This window comes from Streptomyces liangshanensis, assembly GCF_011694815.1.
Lineage (GTDB): Bacteria > Actinomycetota > Actinomycetes > Streptomycetales > Streptomycetaceae > Streptomyces > Streptomyces liangshanensis.
The window spans coordinates 4,146,940-4,169,105 of the sequence record NZ_CP050177.1; the positions used below are offsets into that span (position 1 = coordinate 4,146,940).

Consider the following 22,166-nt stretch of genomic DNA (forward strand, 5'->3'; position numbering starts at 1 on the left):
GGACCCTGGAAGGCCGGCACCCGTCGACTCGCCACCCCCCCCGGGCCTCGGGGCGGGGGCGAGTGCCTACACGTACTCCAGGACGGTAGTTCCTGTCTCCTCGCCGATGTCGCCGGCGGGCGCCTCCTCGGACTTCCAGGTTTCGAGCGTCTTCAGCATGCTCTCCGAAGGCGGCGCCCAATCGAATGCGGCGGAGAGGACGTGCATGGCCAGGCGTGGGGGGACGGCGTTCCCGATCTGTTGGCCCACGTCGCGTCCCGACCACGGGTAGTCGGTCGGAAAGGTCTGCAGGCGTCCGGCTTCCGAGAAGGAGAATCGCTCCAACTCGGCACCGTCGGGAGAGACCACACGGTTGCGCGAGATCTTCCCCGTGACGGTGGCCGAGGGCTCGGAGGAGTGCCGCCGGCCGCGAGCCTTGGGGTCTCCGCCCGTTCCGTAGTTCGAGATCACAAGAAAAGGGGACTTCCGGTCGAGCACGTCGTCCATCGCCCGCCAAGGCAGCAAATCGGTGTCGCCCGAATCGCGGGAGACCCCCTTGCGGTACGTGCGATGCGTGGGCGAGGGAAGTTTCACCGACTCGCGATCCTTCTCCTTGCGAGCGATGAGAACGGCCCTCTTGCGTGTTTGCGGAACTCCGTACGCTTCTGTGTGCAGGAGTCCGTAGTCGACCGCATATCCTTCGGGCCGCAGAGCCTCGGCGTACGCCTCCCACACCGGTAGTACTGCCGGAACCTGCTCGAGGACGATCGCGTTGTAAGGCCTGTCGTGATCGTCGATCGCTTCCAACACCCAACGAAGGGGCTCCAGTACCAGTCCGGTGCGCATGTCCTCCATCTTGGAGAGGTCTCTCGCGATGGCCTCGCGATCCTCCCGGGCGACCATGCGCTCGACGAAAGTCAATACGTCGTCCAGTGCCCTGCGTCCCGCGCCGTTGCCCGCCACGGTGAAGGTCTGACACGGAGGGCCACCGGCAAGTACGTCCGCGTCCGGGAAGTCGGCCGGTCCGAAGCGACGTACATCGCCTTCGTACGTGGTCAGGCCCGCGGCACGCCGTGTGGTGCAGGCGGACGGATCCCATTCCACGCCCGACGTGGCCACGCCGAGTTTCTCGGCGGCCACGTCGAGCCCGCCAGGGCCGGCGAACAGGTCCACGATCTGGACGGGATGCACTTGATCTCCAGAGGTGTTGTCGCGCGGGACCGTTGGCGGCGCGATCGGCCGGGCCGCGTCTGCCGGTCCCGACAGCGCCCCAGACTATCGCGGGCCACCGAGCAGGGCTGCCGCGCGTGGAAGGGAAGTGGGTCGACGGTCGATCAGTCGGAGGAGGTGATCACGGGAGCCTCGATGTGGGCGTCCCCTTCTCTCCAGAGGGTGTAGCTGATGCCGTTGACGACGGTCGACCTGCGGCTGTCGTCGTCGGTCGCAAGGGCGAGCTTGGCCGACACCCAGGAGCCGTTTCTCGGTATCGGCAGTCCGAGGTCCTCCGCGATCCGCGGTCCGGGCTGCTGATGCCCCAGAACGACGAACCCCGCCGGGCGAAGATCGTTTCGCGCGTCGCGAATCCGTTTCGGGCCGTCGTGCTGAGTGGCCACGGTCATGGCCGCGTTTCGATCGATCAGCTTCCCCGGAACCTGCCGGAAAAGCTCGTTGACACGAAGCTGGCCGCCGGTCCCGGGTCCACGGTGCTTGTCGGAGGCGTGGAATATCGCGTGAATCTTTTCCGGATGCTTCTTCTTCAGCTCCAGCAGGAAGTTGCGCGGCATTTCTCCGTTCTTCACGATCCAGCGGATCCTAAGTCGACCCGCTGCCGAGACCGTACGCTTACCGTCGCGGTTGGTCCCGGCGTTGAGAACGTCGTCGGACATGCGTAGCAGTCCTACCTGGAAGAGGCTCTCCCGGTCGTCGGCGTGCAACAGCAGGCAGATGTGCCCCACCGCTTCCTCGGGGATGGTCCACGCGTTGTTCATGGTGAACTTGGCGTCGACATCGACGCCTTGGATCGAATAGTCCATGGGATGCCCGTATCCCAGGCCGAATTCGGCTCGCGTGACGATTTCCACCTTGGTGCCGAGGTAGGTCTTCTCCGTTTTTTCGACACGACCTTCGCCCTTCTTGACGTACAGGTCGTACCGCTGCGTACGCTGCCCGTCCAGGACCTCGTCGATCGACTTGCGGAACACCTGGGCGAACCGGGCGGCGTAGTTCTTCTGGTCGAGGAACCACGAGCGGACGGATTCCAACTCCGGATCGCTCGATGGTCCGGGAAGACCGGACTGCAGTGATTCCACAGTGAACAGTGAAGTGTTCTGGCTCACTTGCGCACCTCCCGGAATGCGTGCGTGCCTGTGCCGCCGGCGACTCGAACAGGCACGACCTGTGCTCTTCCTTCGGCCACCTTGCAAAAGAAGATCATCTGTGGATCGAAGCGTAGCCGCACCCACTGACAGTCAGGGCTCGGGCAGGCTCGTGCCGGCCGCCAGGTCATGAAATCGGACTGGCGTCCTACGGATGAATGTGCCGGGATCACGTCGCGGGCCGGGACAGGTACCGGCAGTCTGCTGCATGGCCGACCAGCCGATCCGGGTGCCGATTCGAGCGTGGTCCGATTCGCGGGCGGACGGGACCGTCGTTCGCCCTTCGTCGCCCGCTCGGACGACAAGCACCGGCGGACCCGACGGGTGAGGGCGGCGCACAGTGGCGACAGGCGGGGGAGCGCGTGTGACGGGTGAGAGACCCGGTCGTGTCGGGGAGTCCCCACCGGGCGACACCTCGCGGGCCCTGCGAGAGCCTGTGCCGAGGCCCAGGTCGGCGCCCGCACCAAGACCCGTTCCCCGGCACGTTGCCTGTGTGATGGACGGGAACGGGCGGTGGGCCGAGCGGCGGTCCCTGCCGCGTACGTCCGGGCATCGGGCCGCCGAGTCGACGGTGATCGACGTCATCGAGGCCGCGCGGTCGGCGGGGGTCGAGTGGCTGAGCCTGTACGCGTTCTCCACCGAGAACTGGCGGCGCCCGCACAGCGAGATCGACTACCTCATGCGCCTGGTACGCCGGGTGGTACGGAAACACGCCCCGCTCCTGCACGCGCGCGGCATCCGCTGCCGCTTCCTCGGCGTGGCCGATCCGAGGATCCCCGCCCCCCTCGCCCGGGACTTCGCCGACCTGATGACGCTGACGGACGCGAACCGGGGCATGACGCTGACCGTGGCGTTCGACCACGGCGGGCGCCGGGACATCGTGGAGGCGGCGCGGTCGCTCATCCGCAGCGGGGTGGCCGCCGACGCGGTGGACGAGCGGTACTTCGCCACCCATCTGCCCTTTCCCGACACACCGGACGTCGACCTGGTCATCCGGACCTCCGGCGAACAGCGCATCTCCAACTTCATGCTCTGGCAGGTCGCCTACGCCGAGTGGATCTTCCCGCCGGCGCTCTGGCCCGACTTCCACGCGCCGCACTTCCTGGAGTGCCTGCGCTCCTACCAGCAACGCGAGCGCCGTTTCGGCGGCGTGACACCGTACGCGAACGGAGACCCCACCCCGTGACGGACACAGGCAACAGCGGCCCGCAGAGCCCCGGTTCGGACCGCTACGACGACCAGGACAACGTGCCGCCCCCCGGATTGCTCTTCGGCCCCGGCTCCCAGTTCCACCGCTTCTTCAACGACCCCCGCTGGGCCCTCGCCATGGTCAGGGCCACCGTCCTGGAGGCCGCGCACCCGCAGATCGGGGCCGCCCTCATCGACAACTCGACCTTCGTGGCGCACCCGTGGCGGCGGCTGCGCAACACCCTGGTCAGCCTCCAGCGCATGTTCGGCGCCGACGAGGACGTACGGCAGAGGGAGGCGGCGCGGCTCAACCGCCTGCACGGCCGGCTGAGCGGTACGGACCACCAGAACCGGCCGTACGACGCGATGGACCCGGAGGTCCGCGCCTGGGTGGTCGCCACGCTGTTCGAGAGCTCCGTCACCATGTGCCGACTGAGCGGGCAGCCGCTCGACCAGGCCACGATGGAGCAGCTCTACGCCGAGTTCAAGGCGTTCCTCGCGGCCTTCGGGGACCGGGCGGGCCAACTGCCCGCCACCTTGCCGGAGTTCTGGCAGTACTACGACCGGATGGTCGAGGAGGAGCTGGAGAACACCGACGCGCTGCGCATCATCCTCTACAAGCTCTTCGACCACATGCCGGCGCCGCCGCTGCTGGACGGTCTGCCCACGGTGTGGGCGGCGGGCCGCGCGCTGGCCGGTCCTGTCATCGGCACGATCACCGTGGCGTCCCTGCCGGAACCCTTCCGCAGGCGGGCGGGACTGCCCGAAGTCCCGGGCGCCCAGGCGTTGATGCAGAGCGCGTACCTGGCGGCCGGCCTCGCGCGCTTCCTGCCGGAGAACTGGCTGCGGACCGAGCAGCTCACCAACCTGCTCTACCTGTCGCCGGACAGCGACGACCCCGAGGCCGCCTCGCTCACCGCGTTGCGGGGGCGGATGAAGCGGGCGGGGGCGCTGTTCCGCCTGGTCACGCCCTTCCCCGTACAACATGGGCCGGTTGACGTGACGGGAGCGCGGAGCAAGGCCGGGGAGTTCTTCTCCGAGGTGCTGGACCAGACGGGCGACGGCTACCTGGACTGGCCCGATCTCGCCGCGATGGCAAGGGAGTTGTCGACCCGCCTGGATCTGGACGAGCCGGAGGAGACCCGGCTCTACAACGCGTACGCCGCGTGGTGGAAGGAGCTCCAGGCGGCCCTCGACACCGACGGTGACGGCCGGGTGAGCGGGGAGGAGTACGCGGCCGCCGTCCCGTCCCTCGCGGGCCCCGCGCTGATCCGGGTCGCCGAGGTGCTCTTCCAGGTCACGGACGCCGACGGCAACGGCTCGATCGACGCGGCGGAGTACCGGGCGCTGTTCCGGACGGGCTTCCACCGCACGGTGACGGGCACGGCCGCGACGTACTCCCGCAGCGCCTTCGTGAAGGACTTCCTCTCCTTCATGTCAGGCCGCCAACGCTCCACGGCCTTCGACCCCCTGCTGGCGGGGGCGTGAGGGCCGGCCGGCGGGGATTTACATTCCGCCGTTGAAGAAGCCCAGGAGTGCCGGTGCCGGGTTGGTCGCGGTGCCGGTGTTCGCCGCCGCGACGACGATCACGGCGAGTGCGGTCAGCGTCGAGAGAGCGGCGAAGGCCGCCCACACGCGCCTGGTGCGGGGGGCGGACGACGGCGTTCCCGCGAACCTTCGCCAGAGGAGCGTGCTGAAGCCCACGAGGGCCGCCGCGACGACTCCGGAGATCACGGCCATGACCGCGTGGTAGCGGGCGAAGTCGCTGATCATCAGGTCGAGGACGGGTGAGGTACGGCTGCCCGCTCCCGTACCCGTGGCCGTACCCGGGCCGTGGGACAGCCCGGCCCTGACCTGGTCGAGCGTGGTGGCGAGTTCCCCGTGGGTCTCGCCGACCGGCAGCAGCGACAGCAGCGAGGAGAAGGGCGCGATCGCCCCCTGGATGTTGGCCATCACCACCGCGAGCGAGAACAGCGCGAGCAGCGACACACCGCCCCCCGCCGACGCGAGGGCGGCCCTCCGCCACGCCCCGGGGCCGTCGGCCCGCAGGAACGCCTTCCAGAGGGCGGCGCCGAGCGCGGCGCACACGACCAGCAGGAGCGCGGCGATCGCGGCCTTCGCCACGTGGTAGCGGACCCAGTAGTCGACCAGGCCCTCCATCCGCGGGGAGAGGTCCGGGTCGCCGGCCCCCCAGTACGCCACGAACGCGCTCCGGAAGTCCCTGACCAGCGCGCCCTGACCGGCGAAACCGCTGCCCGGCCCGAGGCCCGCCAGCACCCGCGGCGCGACGACGAAGGCGACGCCGAGCGCGGCGACGAGGGTCGTGGCGAACGCCGCGCGTGAGGCGAGCGCGCGGCCGGACAGTCCTGCGGGGCGCGGCAGAAGTACGGGGCTGTGCACGGAGGTTCCTTCGGTTCGGCGGGGCGGGCTCGGGCGCCCCGCCTACCCTTCCGGACCTGTGGTGGCGGGTCACTGGGGTACGCCCCAGACGAGAGGGTGGGGCGTACCCCAGGACACGGGCCTGCGACCGGCCGGCTACGCGAACTGCCCCGCCCGGTAGCCCCCGGCCGGCTGCTGGATCATGACGTTCGCCCGGTTGAAGGCGTTGATCAGGGCGATCCCGCTGACCAGCGCGGCCAGCTCTTCGTCGTCGTAGTACTTGGCGGCGTTCGCCCAGACCTCGTCCGACACCCCGCCGGCCGCGTCGGCGATACGGGTGCCCTCCTCGGCCAGCTCCAGCGCGGCCCGTTCCGCGTCGGTGAAGACCGTCGCCTCCCGCCACACCGCGACCAGGTTGAGCCGTACCGCCGTCTCACCGGCGGCGGCCGCGTCCTTGGCGTGCATGTCGGTGCAGAACCCGCACCCGTTGATCTGACTGGCGCGCAGCCGCACCAGCTCCTGCGTGGCGGCGGGCAGCGTGGAGTCCGCGAGGACCTTCCCCGCCGCGATGATGTGCTGGAAGACCTTGCCGAAGGTGGGACTGCCGAAAGCGTCGAGACGGGCACTCATGGTGATCTCCTGAACCGTGGGCGGCTGCGACAGCCGGTGCGGGCGCGTACACCCGTACGACGGATCGACCCGAAGAGATGTGACACGGCCGCCCGGGGGATCACCGATGACTTTTGCCGGTGCGGGTGGTCTTCTTGGTGTTGTTGTCCCATTTCAGGAGGAACGTGTGCCGCAGTTGCTGAGGGTTCAGAACTTCAATGTGTCGAGCGACGGGATCGGGGCCGGTGAGGACCAGACCCTGGAGCGGCCGTTCGGTCACGTCGATCCCGGGAAGCTGTTCGGCTGGGCCGGGGCCACGGCGAGTTGGCCGATGCGTACCGCCCCCGGGGGCAGCCGTGGGCTGGACGACTACCTGACGCGGGACTACGCGCGCAACATCGGGGCCGAGATCATGGGCCGCAACAAGTTCGGCCCCCAGCGCGGGCCCTGGGAGGACCACGAGTGGCAGGGCTGGTGGGGGGACGAACCTCCGTTCCGTACCCCGGTGTTCGTCCTGACCCACCACGAGCGCCCGTCGCTCACCCTCTCCGACACCACCTTCCACTTCGTCGACGGCGACCCCGCCAGGGTCCTCGCGCGGGCGCGGGAGGCGGCGGGGGGCAAGGACGTGCGGCTCGGTGGCGGGGTGCGCACCATCCGGGAGTTCCTGGACGCCGACCTCGTCGACACCCTGCACGTGGCGGTCTCGCCGGTGGAGCTCGGCTCCGGGCTGCGGCTCTGGGAGTCGCCGGACGAACTGCGGGACCGGTTCCACCTCGACGTCGTCCCCAGCCCGAGCGGCCGGGTGGTGCATCACCTGTTCTGGCGGAAGTGAGCACGGGGGCAGGGGCCCCGCCCGGCCCCGGTCTCACCAGGCGACCGGCAATGACCGCAGGCCGCTGAAGAACTCCTTCGTCCGCCACCGCAACTCCCCCTCCGGCACGGCCAGTCGCAGCCCCGGCAGCCGGGTCGTGACGCGCTCCAGCGTCGTCTGGAGTTCGAGGCGGGCCAGGTGGGCGCCCAGGCAGTAGTGGATGCCGTGGCCGAAGCTGATGTGCGGGGTCCCGGGGCGGTCGAGCACGAGGCGCCCGGGGGACGGGAAGGCGGCCGGGTCGTGGTTGGCGGCGGCCTGGGAGACCACGACCGGCTCACCGGCCCGGACCAGGACGCCGCCCAGCTCCACGTCCTCGGAGGCGTACCGGGGCAGGGTGAGGCCGTTGAGCAGCGGGACGAACCGCAGCAGCTCCTCGACGGCGCGGGGGATCAGGCCGGGCCGGTCGCGGACGGCAGCGAGGACGTCCGCGCCGCCGGCGCCGGCCTCCCCGGGCAGCAGCAGGACCGCGAAGAAGTTGGCGATCTGGTTGGTGGTGGTGACGAACCCGCCGATGAGGAGCTCGTTCAGCAGCCCGTACAGGTCCTCCGCCGTCAGCACCCCGTCGTCGCAGGCCCGGACCAGGACGGTGATCAGGTCGTCCGCGGGGGTACGGCGGCGGGCCTCGACCCACTCGTCCATGCGGGCGAAGAAGTCCTTGGCGTGCCGCTGCACGACATCGGGGGTCACGCTGCCGGAACAGACCGTGTCCGCCCAGGTCCGTACCCCCGGCCGGTCCTCCTCGGGGACCCCCGTCAGTTCGCAGATGAGGGTCAGGGGGAGGGGGAAGGCGAGGTCCTCGACCAGGTCGGCGGGCGGCCCCGCGGCCACCATCCGGTCGAGCAGCCCGTCCACGACCTCGCGCATGCGGTCGCGCAGCGGCTCGACGCGGCGGGCGGTGAACTCCTTGGCCAGCAGGGCGCGCAGCCGGGTGTGGCGGGGCGCGTCGAGGGCGATGAGGCCGCCGCCGGTCCGGGGCATGGGGCCGATCCGGGGCTGGTCCCGGTGGACGGCCTCCGCGAGGCTGAACCGGGGGTCCGACAGCACGGCGCGCACGTCGTCGTAACTGCTGGCGAGCCAGGCGTCGTCCCCGTACGGCAGCCGGACGCGGACGGGGGGCCGGTCCCGTAACTGCCCGTAATCGTCGGCGAGTCCGAGGCCCCCGGTGGTCCAGAAGGGGTACGCGAGGGGCTCGGGGGAGGTGTCCCGGACGGGGCAGGCGTCGGGGGGAGCGGTCATGGAGGTGCCTTTCTCGACAAGGTTGACGCATGAGGAGGAGGGGGGTTGGTGGGGGCGAGGGGACCCGGCTCTCAGCGCCGCGGACCCACCCGTACGTCGACATGTGTCGGCGGCGGCGCGCTGGTGTCCACGGACGCCGTGAAGTCGACCCCGTCGTCCCGGCAGATGAACTGCATGACCTGGCGCCCCGCCGCGGCCGCGCGGATCAGGCCGCCGGTCGTGGCCCACACACCGGACAGGTAGAAGTTCTCCAACCCCGGCAGGACGGGCCCGTTCTTCTTGACCAGCTCCTCCATCAACTCGCCGCTCTCCACGAAGGGTTGCCAGCCCAGGAAGGTGCCTTCGAAGCTGTTGGTGTAGCGGATCTGGGTGAGGGGCGTGCAGGTGTCCCGTACCACCACCGAGTCCTTGAGCCCCGGGTACAGCCCGTCGAGGAAGTCGACGACCGCGTCTCTCGTCCGCCGCTTCGCGAGGGCGTACGGCTTGCCCCGCCGTACCGGGAGCGTGTGCAGCTCCGCGCCCCTGCGGGGACGGCTGAGCCGCTCCGGGCCCTCGGCGAGGTCCCGCCAGGGGGCGGTGTCGGAGAAGTAGGTGGCGTAGACGACCGCGGTGTCCTCGGGCGACAGCTCGGGGTAGAACCGGCTGCGGAACTGGACGTTGAGGCTCGGGTGCCGGATCCCGGTCAGCCGCGAGGCCGTCGCCTCGTCCAGCAGGTGGGTGGTGGTGGGGTCGGCGTCCGGGAACGGGCGGCGCAGGCCGAGGAAGACGCTGGCGTACCCGGGGAAGACCATGCCGGGCCGGTGCAGGGTCTCCCGGTAGAGGGTGGCGTACTCGCCCTCCAGGTACCGTCCGCCCAGCAGGTCGAGCAGCGTCTTCGGCCCGTCGCACGCCGACACGATGATGTCGGCGTAGTGCTCCTGGCCGTCGGAGAGCCGCACCCCGACCGCCCGGTCGTCCCTGACCAGGATCTCCTCGACCATGGCGTTGTACGTGATCTCCCCGCCGAGGTCCAGGTAGCGCCGCTCGATCGAGCGCGCCAGCCCCAGCGAGCCGCCTTCGGGCACCCCGGCCGAGCGGTGGGCCTGGGCGGCCATCTGGAAGTAGAACGGCAGGACGGGGAAGCCCGGATGCCGCTCGTACAGGATGTAGTTGAAGGCGTCCCGCAGGAGCGGGTCCTTGAAGCGGGTCGAGTACTCCGACATCAGCACGGACATCGAGGTGCGGAAGAGGTTGAAGTACGGGAGGAAGCCGGCCAGCATCCGCCAGCGCTCCCGGCGGGTCATCAGCCCCACCGGTTTGAGGAAGGGGTACGACGGCAGGCAGGCGATGAACTTGCGCAGCCCCGCGCAGAACGACCGGATGGCGCGGGCGTCGGGCGGCGAGAGGGACAGCAGGTGGCTCTCCAGCCGGTCGGGGTCGCAGTAGAAGTAGACCGTGCGGCCGTCCCTGCCCCGCACGGTGTTGAACACGTCGAAGTGGCGCATCTCCTTGCCCTGGAGGGCCCCGAGTTCGAGCCAGATCTGGTGCATCTCGTTGCCGGGGCCGTTGCCGAGCAGCCAGCTGATGCACGCGTCGAAGGTGAACTCGCCGCGGCCCCAGCCGGTGCAGCAGCCGCCGGGGATCTCGTGCATCTCGAAGACCTGGGTGCGGTAGCCGTTCATCCGGCCGTACGCGCCCGTCGAGAGGCCGCCGAGGCCCCCGCCGATGATGATCATGCTCTTCCTGCGGGCGGACGCGCCGCCGGCCGGGGGTGTCGCGGTCGCGGTGGACGTCTCGGTCGTCGGGGTCGTTTGGGTCGTGGTGGTCGTCTGCGTCGTCGTGGTCGTGGTGGTCACCTGGCGGTCACCGCACCCTTCGGGTCTCTAGCTGGGGCAGGTGTCCGAGCCGGTCCGGATGCCAGGGGACCGCGCCGCCGCTGTCCCAGGCGCGGAAGTCGAGCCCCAGCTCCTCGCACAGGTACTGCGTGACGAACCGCCCCCCGGCGGCGGCCCGGATCAGGCTGCCGCCCGCGAACCACTGGCCCGCCATGGAGAACCCGGCCAGGCCCGGCAGCCGCATCCGGTCCTTGTTGATCAGGCCCGTGATCACGTCGTCGGCCGGCGTGAAGGACTTCCAGCCGAGGATGCTGCCGCCCCGCACCCCGGTGTAACGCTCGGTGGTCGTCGGGGACGCCACGTCCACGACCTCGATGGCGCGGCCGATGCCGGGGTGGTGCCGCTCCAGGAAACCCCTGACGAAGTCGGCCACCTGCTGCTTGCGCGCCCAGTACGCCTTCCGGTCGGTGGTCCGCAGCCGCTTCCAGGACGCGTAGTCGCTGAAGTACGTGCAGTGGACGACGGACTTGCCCGGCGGGGCGAACCCGTCGGAGTAGCGCGAACGCATCTGGACGACCAGGCTCTTCTGCATGACCCCCGGCAGCGCCGCGCAGTCCTTGTCGGAGAGCAGGTAGGTGGTGCTGTGCCGGGCGGCCGGGTCCAGTTCGCCGTCGACCCCGACGAAGGCCGAGACCATCCCCGGGTAGAGCAGGTCGGGACGCGCGGTCATCTCGGTGAAGAGCTTCTCGACCCGCGGGCTCGTGTAGCGGCCGCCCAACAGCCCCTGGATGGTGGTCACCCCGTCGCAGGCCGACACCACATGGTCGGCGAAGTGCCGTTCCCCGTTGCGGAGTTCCACCCCGACCGCCCGGTCGTCCTCCACCAGCACCCGCGCCACCCGGGCCCGGTAGTCGACCCGCCCGCCGAGCTTCGTGTACCGCTCCTCCACCGAACGGGCCAGCCCCAGCGAACCACCCTGGGGGAAACCGGCGTTGAGGTGGTACGCGCTGGCCATGTTGAACAGGTACGGCAGCAGCGGGAAGACCTCGTGGTCCTGGAAGAAGATGAACGGGAACGCCCGCCGCAGCAGCGGGTCCTCGAACCGGTCGCAGAAGCTCTCCATCCGGGTCACGGCGGTGCGCCAGAGCAGGACGAAGGACGGCAGGACGGTCCGCAGGGTGGCCAGCCGCTCCCTCGGGGACTGGAGCGGCGGCGGGGTCAGGAACGGATAGAGGTTGATGCGGGTGAAGCGCCGCAGGTCACGGCAGAACGCGCGGATCGGGCGCGCGTCGGCCGGCGAGATCTCCAGGAGGTGGGCCTCCAGCCGGTCGGGGTCGTTGTAGAAGGTGACCGAGCGGCCGTTCTCGTCGGTGACGGTGTTGAACATCTCGAAGTTCGCGATCGACTTGCCGTCCAGCGCGCCGAGTTCACGCCAGACCCGGGCGGCGTCGTTGCCGCGCCCCGTACCGGTGAGCCACTCGATGCAGTAGTCGAAGACGTAGTCCTGGCGCGCCCACGCCGTGCAGCAGCCGCCGGGCAGGACGTGGCGCTCGAAGATCCGCGTCTCGGCGCCGCTCATCTGCGCGTAACAGCCGGTGGACAGGCCCCCGATGCCCGCGCCGATGATGATGACCCGGGGCGCGGTGCCGGGGGGACGGTCCGTTCTCGTACGGCGGCCGGCGGCCGCGGGCCGGGGGCGCCGGTCCTCCCACACCGGCCTGGTGTCACGCGTCGTCGGGTTGTCACGCACCATGGCGTTCCCTGTCTGTGGTGACGGCCGCCGGGGAAGCGGAACGCCCCCGGGGTACGGTGGCGAGGGTGTCGCCGAGGGCCGACAGCACCAGGGCCGCGTTCCGCTCGGCGGGCTTCTCGTCGAGCATCTCCGCGTGCAGGCCGGCGCCGCGCACCAGCCGGCTCACGGTGGTGGACGTGGCGTGCCAACTGCCGCGTTGCCCCGCCGCGTAGAACGGCACCTTCGCCTCGTCGGAGATCACGGTGACGGTCGCGGCGACCGATCCGTGGTTCGGGGTGCGCCCGCAGTACTCCAGGTAGTCCCTGGCCTGTTCGAGGGTCTGGGCGGTGACGGTCTCGGCGTGGGTGTGGCGCCGCAGGTGGTCCCGCAGCTCGCGCTCGAACGCCTCGGTGTGCTCGGCGGAGACGCCGTACTCCTCGTCGATCCGGTACGAGTCCATGATCACGACATGGGCCACCTCGCGCCCCCGCCGTTCGAGCTCCTTGGCGACCTCGAAGGCGAGGTTGCCGCCCAGCGAGTAGCCGAGGAGCAGGCAGGGCCCCTCGGGGTGCAGCGCTTCCACGAGGTCGGCGTAGCGCGTGCCCTTGTCGCCGTCGACGTGGTTGAAGGCGATCAGCTCGTACGGACGCAGGTGCGCGGCGAAGTGGCGGTAGACGAGCCCGTGCCCGCCGGCCGGCGGGAAGCAGAAGAGGAGCGGTCCGCCGCCCGTGTTGAAGGACAGGTGGGAGAGGTTGCCGGAGACCCGGCCGGTGACGATGTCCTCGACCGTACGGGCCATGCCGTGCAGCGTGGTCACCTTGAAGAGCAGGCCGACGGGGATCGCGATGCCGAACTCCTTCTGGAGGCGGTGGATCAGCTCGATGAGCGAGACGGAGCTGCCGCCGGAGGCGAAGAAGTCGCTGTGCAGGCCGACGAGTTCGAGGCCGATCACGGCCTTCCAGTGCGCCGCCACGCGCTCCTCGTAGAGGGTGACGGGCGGTTCGTGGATCTCCTGCGGGGAGTCGGCGGCGGGCGCGGGCAGGGCGTCCGGGTCCACCTTTCCGTTCGCGTTGAGGGGGAGCGCGTCGAGCGTGTGCAGACGGGCCGGGATGAGGTACGTGGGCAGGTGGGCGGCGAGGTGGCGGCGCAGGGCCCGGGGGTCGGGAGAGGTGCCGGGGGCGCGGACCACGTAGGCGCAGAGGGCCGGTTCGCCGCCGTCGTCGGTTCTGACCATGGCGTACGCGTCGGTGACCTCGGGGAGGGTGGTCAGCAGGGACTCGATCTCCCCCGGCTCGATGCGGTGGCCGCGCAGCTTGATCTGGGCGTCGGCGCGGCCGAGGAGGTGGATGCGGCCCTGGGCGTCCCGGCGGGCCAGGTCGCCGGTGCGGTAGAGCCGTTCGGGGACGGCGTCGGGGCCGCGGTCGAGGGTGACGGTGACGAAGCGCAGGTCGGTCTGCTCCTGGTCCCCGGCGTATCCCTGGGCGAGGCCGCCTCCGCCGGCCCACAACTCGCCGGTGACGCCGGGCGGTACGGGTTGTCGCCGGGCGTCGAGGACGTGCAGGACGCAGTTGGGCAGCGGGGTGCCGAGGGGGACCGTGCTGTTCGGGTCGAGCCCGTCGGTGGGGCCTTCGAAGCAGGCGCTGTCGACGGTGGCCTCCGTTAGGCCGTAGGAGTTGATCACCCGGGTGTACGGGCCGCAGAGCGCGCGCAGCCGCTCGTACTCCGCGACCTTCCAGGTGTCGGAGCCGACGATCAGCAGCCGCATGAAGTCGAGCCGGTGACCGCCCTCCTCGCAGTGGGTCATCAGGGCGCGGACGACGGCGGGGACGAACTCGGCGCAGTCGACGCCCTCGGCGGTCATGGCCTCGTACAGACGCGCCGTGTTGAGGAGCAACTCGCGGTCGGCGAGGACCAGTCGGCCCCCGGTGCAGAGGGCGCGGACGAGGTCGCCGGTGAACACGTCGAAGGAGACGCCGGCCATCTGGAGGTGGACGCGGGGGGTGGGGTCGGGGACGTGGGCGGATCCGGGAGCGGGCTCGCCCGCCGCTTCGCCCAACCCGTACTCCTCGCGCCACGCGGCGCCGAGGGCCGCGAGGGCGCCGTGGGACACCCGTACGGCCTTGGGGCGGCCCGTCGACCCGGAGGTGTGGATGACGTACGCGGTGGTGTCCGGACCGACGGGCGCATCGTCGGTGGCGAGGTCTTCGAAGGCGGCCCCCGCCATGACGTCGGTGAGGAACTCCGCCCCCGGTACGTCGAGCCGCTCCGCGCCCGCCGGGTCGGTGAGGACCAGCCGCGCCCCCGCGTTGCCCGCCATGAAGGCGAGCCGTTCCGCCGGGTGGCCGGGGTCGAGGGGCAGGTAGGCGGCTCCCGCGCGCAGGACGGCCAGGAGCGCGACGATCAGCTCGGGGGACTTCGGCAGGCACACCGCGACGACCCCGCCGCCCGCTCCCCGGGCCCGCAGCCGCCCCGCCAGCACGGCGGAGGCCCGCTCCAGCTCCGCGTAGGTCAGGTGGCGGGCCTCCCCGCCGGGCCCCGCGGCCGGGACCGTGACCGCGACCGCCTCCGGGGTGCGGGCCGCCGCCCGTACGAACAACTCGTGCACCGGAGGCTCCGGCGCCAACTCCCGCCCCCGGGCAGCCGGTCCGTGCAGGATCTCGTGGCGTTCGTCCTCGCCGAGCATGTCGAGCCCCGCCACCGCCCGGTCGCGGGGGGCACGGGTCAGCGCCTCCAGGAGGTTGCGGTAGTGCCCGGCCAGCCGCCGCACGGTCCCGGGCAGGAACAGGTCGGTGTTGTACTTCAGGACGCAGTGGAACCGGTGCTCGGCCTCGTCCTCGTACGCCGACAGCGTCAGGTCGAACTGCCCCTCCTCCTCGGGGAGTTCGATGTAGTCGAGGTGATAGCCGTACTGCCGCGACGACACCTTGTGGGCCAGCAGGATGAACATCGCCTGGAAGACCGCCGAGCGGCTGGGGTCGTGCTGGAGGCCCAGCTTCTCGACCAGCAGGACGAACGGGTACTCCTGGTGGTCGATCCCGCCCAGCACCGTCCCGCGGACCTGGGCGAGGAGGTCGGCGACGGTCGGGTCGCCGCCCAGATGCGCGTACAGGGGAAGGGGGTTGACGAAGTAGCCGTACACGGACGACAGGTCCTCGTCCGTGCGCCCGGTCACCGGGCTGCCGACGACGACGTCGTCCTGGCCCGAATGGCGGTGCAGCAGCAGGTAGTAGGCGCACAGCAGCACCACGAAGACCGTCACGTCGTGCTCGCGGGCCAGGGCGTGCACCCGGGCGCTGAGGTCGTCGTCCAGGACGAAGAACTCCGAGGCCCCGTTGTGGGTCTGCACGGGCGGCCGGGGCGCGTCGGTGTGGAGGGCGAGCGGCGGCACCTCGGCGGGCAGCGCGCCGCGCCAGTACTCCAGCATCCGGTCGGCGTCGGGGGACGCCAGGAACTGGTTCTGCCGGTTGAGGAAGTCGACGTACCGGCCCTGGACAGGCGGCAGTTCGACGGCGTGGCCCGAGCGCATGCCTTCGTAGAGGGCGAGCAGCTCCTCGATGAAGGTGAAGGTGGAGATCGCGTCGGAGACGATGTGGTGGACCGCCTTCATCAGCACCCAGCGGTCCGGGCCCCGCCGGAACAGCCGGAAGCGCATCAGGCGGTCCCGCGCGAGGTCGTACGGCCTGCGGTACTCCTGGACGATCAGCTCGCGGATCCCCTCCCACTCCATGCCCTCGACGTCGAAGACCGCGATGTCCGGCTCGACGGTGTCCGAGACGGTCTGGAGCGGCCGGCCGTCCTCCCTCACGAAGTTCGCCCGCAGCATGGGGTGCCGGGCCACCAGGGCACGGACGGCGGAGGTCATCAGCTCGGGGTCGATGGCCGTACGGACCTCGACGGCGCCGCCGATGTTGTACGCGAAGCCGTCCGGGTGGAGCTGCTTCAGGAACCAGAGGGCTTTCTGATTCTGCGTCAGGGGATGCCGGGAGGGATCCTCGTGGACCTCCACGGCCGCCGCTCCCGGCTCCCGCGTGGCCCTGGAGGCCAGTCCGGCGGTGGCGGTGAGGAGTTGGGCGGTCAGGTCGCGCAGCGGGGCGCCGCTGAGCAGAGCGACGACCGGCAGGGCGACCCCGGTCGCGGCCTGGATCCGGGCGCGCAGCTCCATCGCGAGGAGCGAGTCGATGCCGTACGCGCCCAGCCCCGCGTCCAGGTCGAGTTGGCCCGCGCTCATCCGCAGCACGGACGACGCGCAGTCGAGGAAGCGGTCCGTGACGAGCCGGGCGCGTGGGCCGTCGCCGGCGGCGGTCCGGAAGCGGTGCAGGTAGTCGCTCTGTTCGTCCCGCGCCCCACCGCCCGCTGCGGACCCGCCGGGGGCCGCGGCCTCGGCCGCCTCGGCGGCCAGGTGCCTGACCAGCGGGGGCGGCGACGGGTACCAGGCGAGGAAGGTCTTCCAGTCGACGACGGTCGCGACGAGGAGCTGGGCGCGGTCCTGGCCGAGGACCCGCTCCAGGACGGCCATGCCCGCGGACGGGGAGAGCGAACTCATGCCGCGCACGGCCCGGTAGTGCTCGACCAGGCTCAACTCCTCGATCATGCCGGTCGCCCAGGGCCCCCAGTCCAGGCTGAGCGCGGGCAGCCCGCGCGCCCTGCGGTGGTGGGCCAGGGCGTCCAGGAAGGCGTTGCCCGCCGCGTAGTTGGCCTGGCCGGCGGTGGTGAGCAGGGACGCGACGGAGGCGAAGAGCACGAAGTGGTCGAGCGGCTCGTCGCGCAGGTGGTGGTGGAGCAGCCAGGCCCCCGCGGCCTTCGGGTCGAAGGCGGAGTCGAACGCGGCGCGGTCCAGGGCCTGGACCGGCGTGTCCCGTACGTGCCCCGCGAGGTGGAAGACGCCGCGCACCGGGGGCGCGTCCCGGTCCCGGTAGGCGGCGAGCCACCGCGTCAGGGCCGGCTCGTCGGCGACGTCGAGGGCGGCGTGCACGGGGTGGGCGCCGAGCGCCTCCAGCTCCTTGACGAAGCGGACCGCCGAGGCGGCCGGGGAGTCCGGAGAGAGGGTGCGCCAGGTGGCGCGGTCGGGGAGCGCCGTACGGCCGACGAGGACGAGGTGCCGGGCGCCCCGGCGGACGAGGTAGCGGCAGAGCAGCCGGCCCAGCGCGCCGAACGCGCCGGTGACGAGGTAGGCGCCGTCGGGGCGCAGCCGGGGCGGGAAGGGCCGGGTGAGGCCCTCGGGACGCGAGAGCCCACTGACGAGCCGCCGCCCGCCGCGCAGGGCGACTTCGTCGTGGGGGTGGTGGGGGGCGGGAGGGGCGAGGATCTCGTGGAGGAGGGCCTGGGCTTCGGCGGTGGTTCGGGATCGGGCGTCGACGCCGGCTCGTGCGCCGGTGTCGGCCTGCGCGCCGGTGTCGGCCCGCGCCCCGGCGCCGGCTCGCGCCTCGGCGTCGCCGCGCGCTGGTTCCTGCGGGCGCTGCGGGTGTTGCGGGCGGGAGCCTCGCGGGGGGTCCGCCGACGGGAGCGGCAGGTCGATCAACTTCCCCCGGTGCGTGGTCAGTTCCTGGTGGCGCAGGACCCGGCCGATGCCCCAGACGGACGCGCCCAGCGGCTCCACCGGCTCTCCGGGGACGGCCGCCTGGGCCCCCCGGGTGACCAGGTGCAGGGCGGCCGGCGCGGCCGACTGCTCGGGGGCGTCCTGGAGCGCCTGGGCCAGGGCGACCACGGAGTAGGCGCCCAGCGTGCTGTGGGCGTCGAGGTGGCCGCGCGCGGTGTCGTCCAGGGCGGGCAGATCCAGGTTCCACAGGTGGACGACGGTGTCGAGGGCGGCCGGACGGCCCTCGTCCGCGGCTTCGGCCGCCAGGTCGGCGAGCAGCCTGCGGAGATCGCCCGCGCTGCCCGGGACCACCCGGGAATCCCGTCCGTCCGGGTCGAAGGCGTACGCCTCACCGGGCCGTACGAGGTGGCAGCGCGCCCCACTCGTGACCGCGAGGCGGGCGAGGTGGTCGGCCACCCCACCGGGCCGGTCCGCGAACAGCAGCCAGGTGCCGGGGGCGACCGGCCTCCGGTTCGGAACAGGGGCGAGGCCCGCCCCCGTACCGGTACCCGATTCCGTACCCGTACCCGTACCCGATTCCGTATCCCAAACCGCACCCGTACCCGCGTCGTCCTCCGCCTCCCCGCCTTGTCGTCTTTGCCCGGCGTCCAACGGCGCCTCGGTCCAGATGAGTTCGGCGAGCCACCCGTCGATGGTGGAGACGCCCACCGCGGCCGACGCCTGTTCCACGTCGGCGGCGCGGAAGCCGCGTACATACCCGAGCGGTACGCCGTCCTCGGTGTAGAGGGCGATGTCACCGACGAGTTCGTCCTCCCCCCGCCGGGTGACGGTGGCGTGCGCCCACAGGGGCCGGTCGCCGACCGGAGCCGTACGCACCGCGTCGATGCCGAGCGGCAGAAGCATCCCGCGCTCAGGCTCCCCGCCCCCGGCCCCCTCGTCCCCGTCCCCGTTGACGTCCTCGTCCGGGAGCCCGGCCACCAGGAGCGTCTGGAAGCACGCGTCCAGCAGAACCGGGTGCACATGGTGTCCGCCGGCCCCGCCGAGGCACGCGGGCGGCCGGATCAGCGCCAGCGCCTCACCGCGCGTACGCCAGACCTCCGCGATGCCCTGGAACGCGGGCCCGTAGTCGTACCCGAGCGCGCCCAGCGTCTCGTAGCACGCGGCGGAGTCCAGACGGCGGTCGGCGCGCGCCCGGATCGCCGTCCCGTCGAGCGGAGCCGTACGGGAGGCCGGGACGCCGCCCCGTACGACCCCACAGGCGTGCACGGCCGGGGTGTCGCCCCCGGTGGCCACGGTGAAGGCGGAGGTCTGCGCGGACAGCGACAACTGGACCGCGCGGGGCGCGTCTTCGGGCAGGAACAGCGCCTTGCGCAGCTCGATGTCCCCCAACTCCGCCTCCGTACCGCCGGTCTGGGCGTGGAGAGCCTGGTACGCCATCTCGACGTACCCGGCCGCCGGGAACAACGCCCGTCCCTGGATGCGGTGATCGGCGAGGTACGGCGTGGTCTCGACGTCGAGCGCCACCTCCCACGCGGGCTCCGCGGTGGCGAGGCGCCGGCCCAGCAGCGGATGGTCGACCTGCCCCAGCCGGACCTGCGCGACGGACGCGGGCTCGGTCCAGTACCGGTCGCGCTTCCACGGGTAGCGGGGCGGCGGCACCCAACGGCCGCGCGGATGCAGCGCGTTCCAGTCGAGTGCGCAGCCGACGGTGTACAGCGCGGCCAGGGAGGTGGCGAAGCGCAGGGCCTCGCCCTCGGCGCGACGGATCGACGGCATCACGGTCACGCCCTGCTGCGGGCCCGGCCCGGCGTCCTCCCGCGCGGCGAAGCACTCCTTGATCGCGTGCCCGAGGACCGGATGGGGGCCGATCTCCAGGAACGTGCGGTGTCCGTCGTCGAGCAGCGCGTCGACGGCGTCGCGGAACCGTACGGTGTCCCGCACGTTGTCCCACCAGTACCCCGCGTCGAGTTCCGGCCCCTTGGCCCGTCCGGTCCGGCCGGTGAGGTGAAGGGGCACCCGGGCGGGACGGGGCTCGATCCCGGCCAGCTCCGTCAGCAACTCGGCCCTGATCTCGTCCATCGCGGCGCTGTGGTACGGGACTTGCACGTCGAGGAACTTGACGAACACCCCGTCGGTACGCAGCTTCTCCGCGTACACGGCGAGCGCTTCCCGGTCCCCGGCCAGCGTCAGCGCCCCGGGGCTGTTCACGGCGGCGACGGACAGGCGGTCGCCGAGGGGCGTCGTATGCCGTAACGCCTCGGCCTCGTCCTCGGGCAGGCCGACGGCCAGCATCGTGCCCGTACCGGCGAGCCGGTGCTGCAAGCGGCTGCGGTGCAGGACGACCCGTACCGCGTCCCGCAGGCTGTAGACCCCGGCTTCGTAGAAGGCGGCGACCTCGCCCGTACTGTGCCCGACGATCGCGGCGGGACGGACCCCTTGGGCGCGCCAGAGGGCGGCGAGGCCGACCTGAACGGCGAAGTTGGCGGGCTGGGCGAGCCAGGTCTGCGCCATCCGGGACTCGTCCTCGGCGGCGTTCAGCTCGGCGGTCAGCGACCAGCCGGCCTGTGCGGCGATCTCCCGGTCGACGGCCTCGACCGCCTCCCGGTAGACGGGCGAGGTCCCGTACAACTCCCGCCCCATGGCCCACCACTGGGGGCCCATGCCGGTGAACACCCAGACGGGCGAAGCCTGTTGCCCGTCGCGGCGCCTGCCGCGCAGGACGCGGGGGTGCTCCTCACCGCGGGCGTAGGCGGCCAGGGCGCGGTCCAGGTCGTCTCGCGTCTCGTAGACCACGGAGAGGCGGGCGTCGTGGTGCTGCCGGCGGCAGGCGAGGGAGTGGGCGAGGTCGGCGAGGGCGGGCGGGGCCCCGGGCGCGGGACTCGTGGCGTACGGCCCCTGAGCTGCGGTTTCCTCCAGCTCCGCGCGGACGGCTTCAGCCAGCCGGGGAAGTACGGCGGCGTCGTGGGCGCTCAGCGGCAACACCCGGAACGGGAGCCCATCGGCACGGGATCGCCGCTCGGGAACAGCCCCCGGGGACTCCTCCACCCCGACCCCGGAGGGCGCCTCCTCCAACAACACGTGCGCGTTGGTGCCCCCGAAGCCGAAGGAGTTGACGCCCGCGCGGGCCGGTCCGTCGTGGGCGGGCCAGGGGGTGACCCGATCCGGGATCTCGTAGGGCGCGGCGGCGAGGTCGATCGCCGGGTTGAGGCGTTCCAGGTTGATGTGCGGGGGAATCAGTCGGTGTTCGAGGCTGAGCGCGGTCTTGATGAGCCCCGCGATCCCGGCCGCGGACTCCGTATGCCCGATGTTCGTCTTGACGGAACCGACGTAGCACGCTGCGCCTGGTTGGCGCCCGACGGCGAGGGCGCGCGCCAGCGCGTTCGCCTCGATCGGGTCGCCGACCGGGGTGGAGGTGCCGTGGGCCTCCACGTACTGGAGACTGCCCGGCGTGATCCCGGCCCGCGCGCAGACCTGCTCGACGAGCGCGGACTGGGCCTCGGCGCTGGGGACGGTGATGCCGTTCGTACGGCCGTCCTGGTTGACCCCGGTCTCCGTGATGACGGCGTGGATGGGGTCGCCGTCGCGGAGCGCGTCCACGAGGAGCTTGAGGGCCACGATCCCGACGCCCTCGGCCCGGACGTAACCGTTGGCAGCCGCGTCGAAGGTCCGGGAACGGCCTTCGGGGGAGAGGAATCCGCCCTTGGTCTCGGCAATCGTGTACTGCGGGGCCAGGTGCAGCAGCGTGCCGCCCGCCAGCGCCAGCGAACTCTCCCGGCGGCGCAGGCTCTCGGCGGCGAGGTGCACCGCCACGAGGGACGAACTGCACGCGGAGTCGACGGACAGGCTCGGGCCCCGGAAGTCGAAGCAGTGCGAGAGACGGTTCGAGACCATCGTCATCATGGTCCCGGTCGCCGTGTGGGCTTCGAGGGTGCCGAATCCGAGGTCGGAGAACTGGAGGATCTTGTAGTCGAGGGTGAACGCCCCGACGAACACCCCCACGTCCTGCCCGGCCAGCTCGCCGGGTCTCTGCCCGCCGTCCTCCAGGGCCTCCCAGGCGACCTCCAGGAGCTTGCGCTGCTGCGGGTCCATGGCGTGCGCCTCGCGGGGGCTGATGCCGAAGAACGCCGGGTCGAACTCGTCGAATCCGTCGATGTACCCCCCGCGCCCGCCGACGAGCCGGCCCGGTTTCGCCTTGTCCTTGCTGCCGAGGCCGGCCGCGTCGTACCGGTTGGGGGGCGTCGGGGTGATGCAGTCCTTGCCCTCGACCAGGTTGCGCCAGAAGGTCTGGTGGTCGTTGGCTCCGCCGGGGAAGCGGCAGCCGATGCCGATGACGGCGATCTTCTCGGGGGACGTACCAGCGTGTGCAGACATGATCGTTCCTTGGGTCGCCAAACAGGCGCACGCGTAGCGAGCGGGGCGCCGTACGAATGTGAACGGACAAGAA

Annotated in this window: 11 protein-coding genes; 3 read left to right on the forward strand and 8 right to left on the reverse strand. The window is 71.7% G+C overall.

From position 1 onward, the window contains the following. Nucleotides 1-66: 66 nt before the first annotated feature. Nucleotides 67-1,152, reverse strand: a complete 1,086-nt coding sequence (locus HA039_RS17915) for a DNA cytosine methyltransferase (protein WP_243869532.1) — start codon at nt 1,150-1,152, stop codon at nt 67-69. Between the two features lie 161 nt (nt 1,153-1,313). Beyond that, nucleotides 1,314-2,315 (reverse strand): NaeI family type II restriction endonuclease, encoded by a 1,002-nt coding sequence (locus tag HA039_RS17920; RefSeq protein ID WP_167030796.1) that lies wholly within the window; start codon nt 2,313-2,315, stop codon nt 1,314-1,316. A gap of 475 nt (nt 2,316-2,790) precedes the next feature. Here HA039_RS17920 and uppS point away from each other — a divergent pair, with 475 nt between their 5' ends. Together uppS and HA039_RS17930 are read left to right on the forward strand one after the other, a co-directional pair. Beyond that, complete coding sequence (uppS, locus tag HA039_RS17925) at nt 2,791-3,540, forward strand: polyprenyl diphosphate synthase (protein ID WP_279592845.1); 750 nt, start codon at nt 2,791-2,793, stop codon at nt 3,538-3,540. A gap of 62 nt (nt 3,541-3,602) precedes the next feature. Next, the gene (locus HA039_RS17930) at nt 3,603-5,030 is read left to right on the forward strand and encodes an oxygenase MpaB family protein (RefSeq protein WP_243870152.1); all 1,428 of its coding nucleotides are present in this window, start codon (nt 3,603-3,605) and stop codon (nt 5,028-5,030) included. 18 nt (nt 5,031-5,048) lie between these two features. Here the strand turns inward: HA039_RS17930 and HA039_RS17935 are convergent, their stop codons facing one another. Continuing rightward, nucleotides 5,049-5,942 (reverse strand): hypothetical protein, encoded by an 894-nt coding sequence (locus HA039_RS17935; RefSeq protein WP_243869534.1) that lies wholly within the window; start codon nt 5,940-5,942, stop codon nt 5,049-5,051. A gap of 135 nt (nt 5,943-6,077) precedes the next feature. Further along, on the reverse strand, nt 6,078-6,551 hold the full coding sequence (locus HA039_RS17940) for a carboxymuconolactone decarboxylase family protein (protein WP_167030812.1): 474 nt from the start codon (nt 6,549-6,551) through the stop codon (nt 6,078-6,080). Nucleotides 6,552-6,717: 166 nt separating this feature from the next. Here HA039_RS17940 and HA039_RS17945 point away from each other — a divergent pair, with 166 nt between their 5' ends. Then, nucleotides 6,718-7,365 carry a dihydrofolate reductase family protein gene (locus HA039_RS17945; RefSeq protein ID WP_167030814.1) on the forward strand — a complete coding sequence of 216 codons (648 nt, stop codon included), beginning with the start codon at nt 6,718-6,720 and terminating at the stop codon, nt 7,363-7,365. 33 nt (nt 7,366-7,398) lie between these two features. On the opposite strand, the gene HA039_RS17950 is transcribed toward HA039_RS17945, so the two are convergent. The 4 genes from HA039_RS17950 to HA039_RS17965 form a co-directional block, all read right to left on the reverse strand. Then, nucleotides 7,399-8,640: a cytochrome P450 gene (locus HA039_RS17950; RefSeq protein WP_167030816.1), complete on the reverse strand. Its 1,242-nt coding sequence runs from the start codon at nt 8,638-8,640 to the stop codon at nt 7,399-7,401. 71 nt (nt 8,641-8,711) lie between these two features. Then, nucleotides 8,712-10,355, reverse strand: a complete 1,644-nt coding sequence (locus HA039_RS17955) for a phytoene desaturase family protein (RefSeq protein WP_167037027.1) — start codon at nt 10,353-10,355, stop codon at nt 8,712-8,714. A gap of 127 nt (nt 10,356-10,482) precedes the next feature. Beyond that, on the reverse strand, nt 10,483-12,207 hold the full coding sequence (locus HA039_RS17960) for a phytoene desaturase family protein (RefSeq protein WP_167030818.1): 1,725 nt from the start codon (nt 12,205-12,207) through the stop codon (nt 10,483-10,485). Next, the gene (locus tag HA039_RS17965) at nt 12,197-22,093 is read right to left on the reverse strand and encodes a non-ribosomal peptide synthetase/type I polyketide synthase (RefSeq protein WP_167030820.1); all 9,897 of its coding nucleotides are present in this window, start codon (nt 22,091-22,093) and stop codon (nt 12,197-12,199) included. Before HA039_RS17965 ends, HA039_RS17960 begins: the two co-directional genes overlap by 11 nt. Nucleotides 22,094-22,166: the final 73 nt, after the last annotated feature.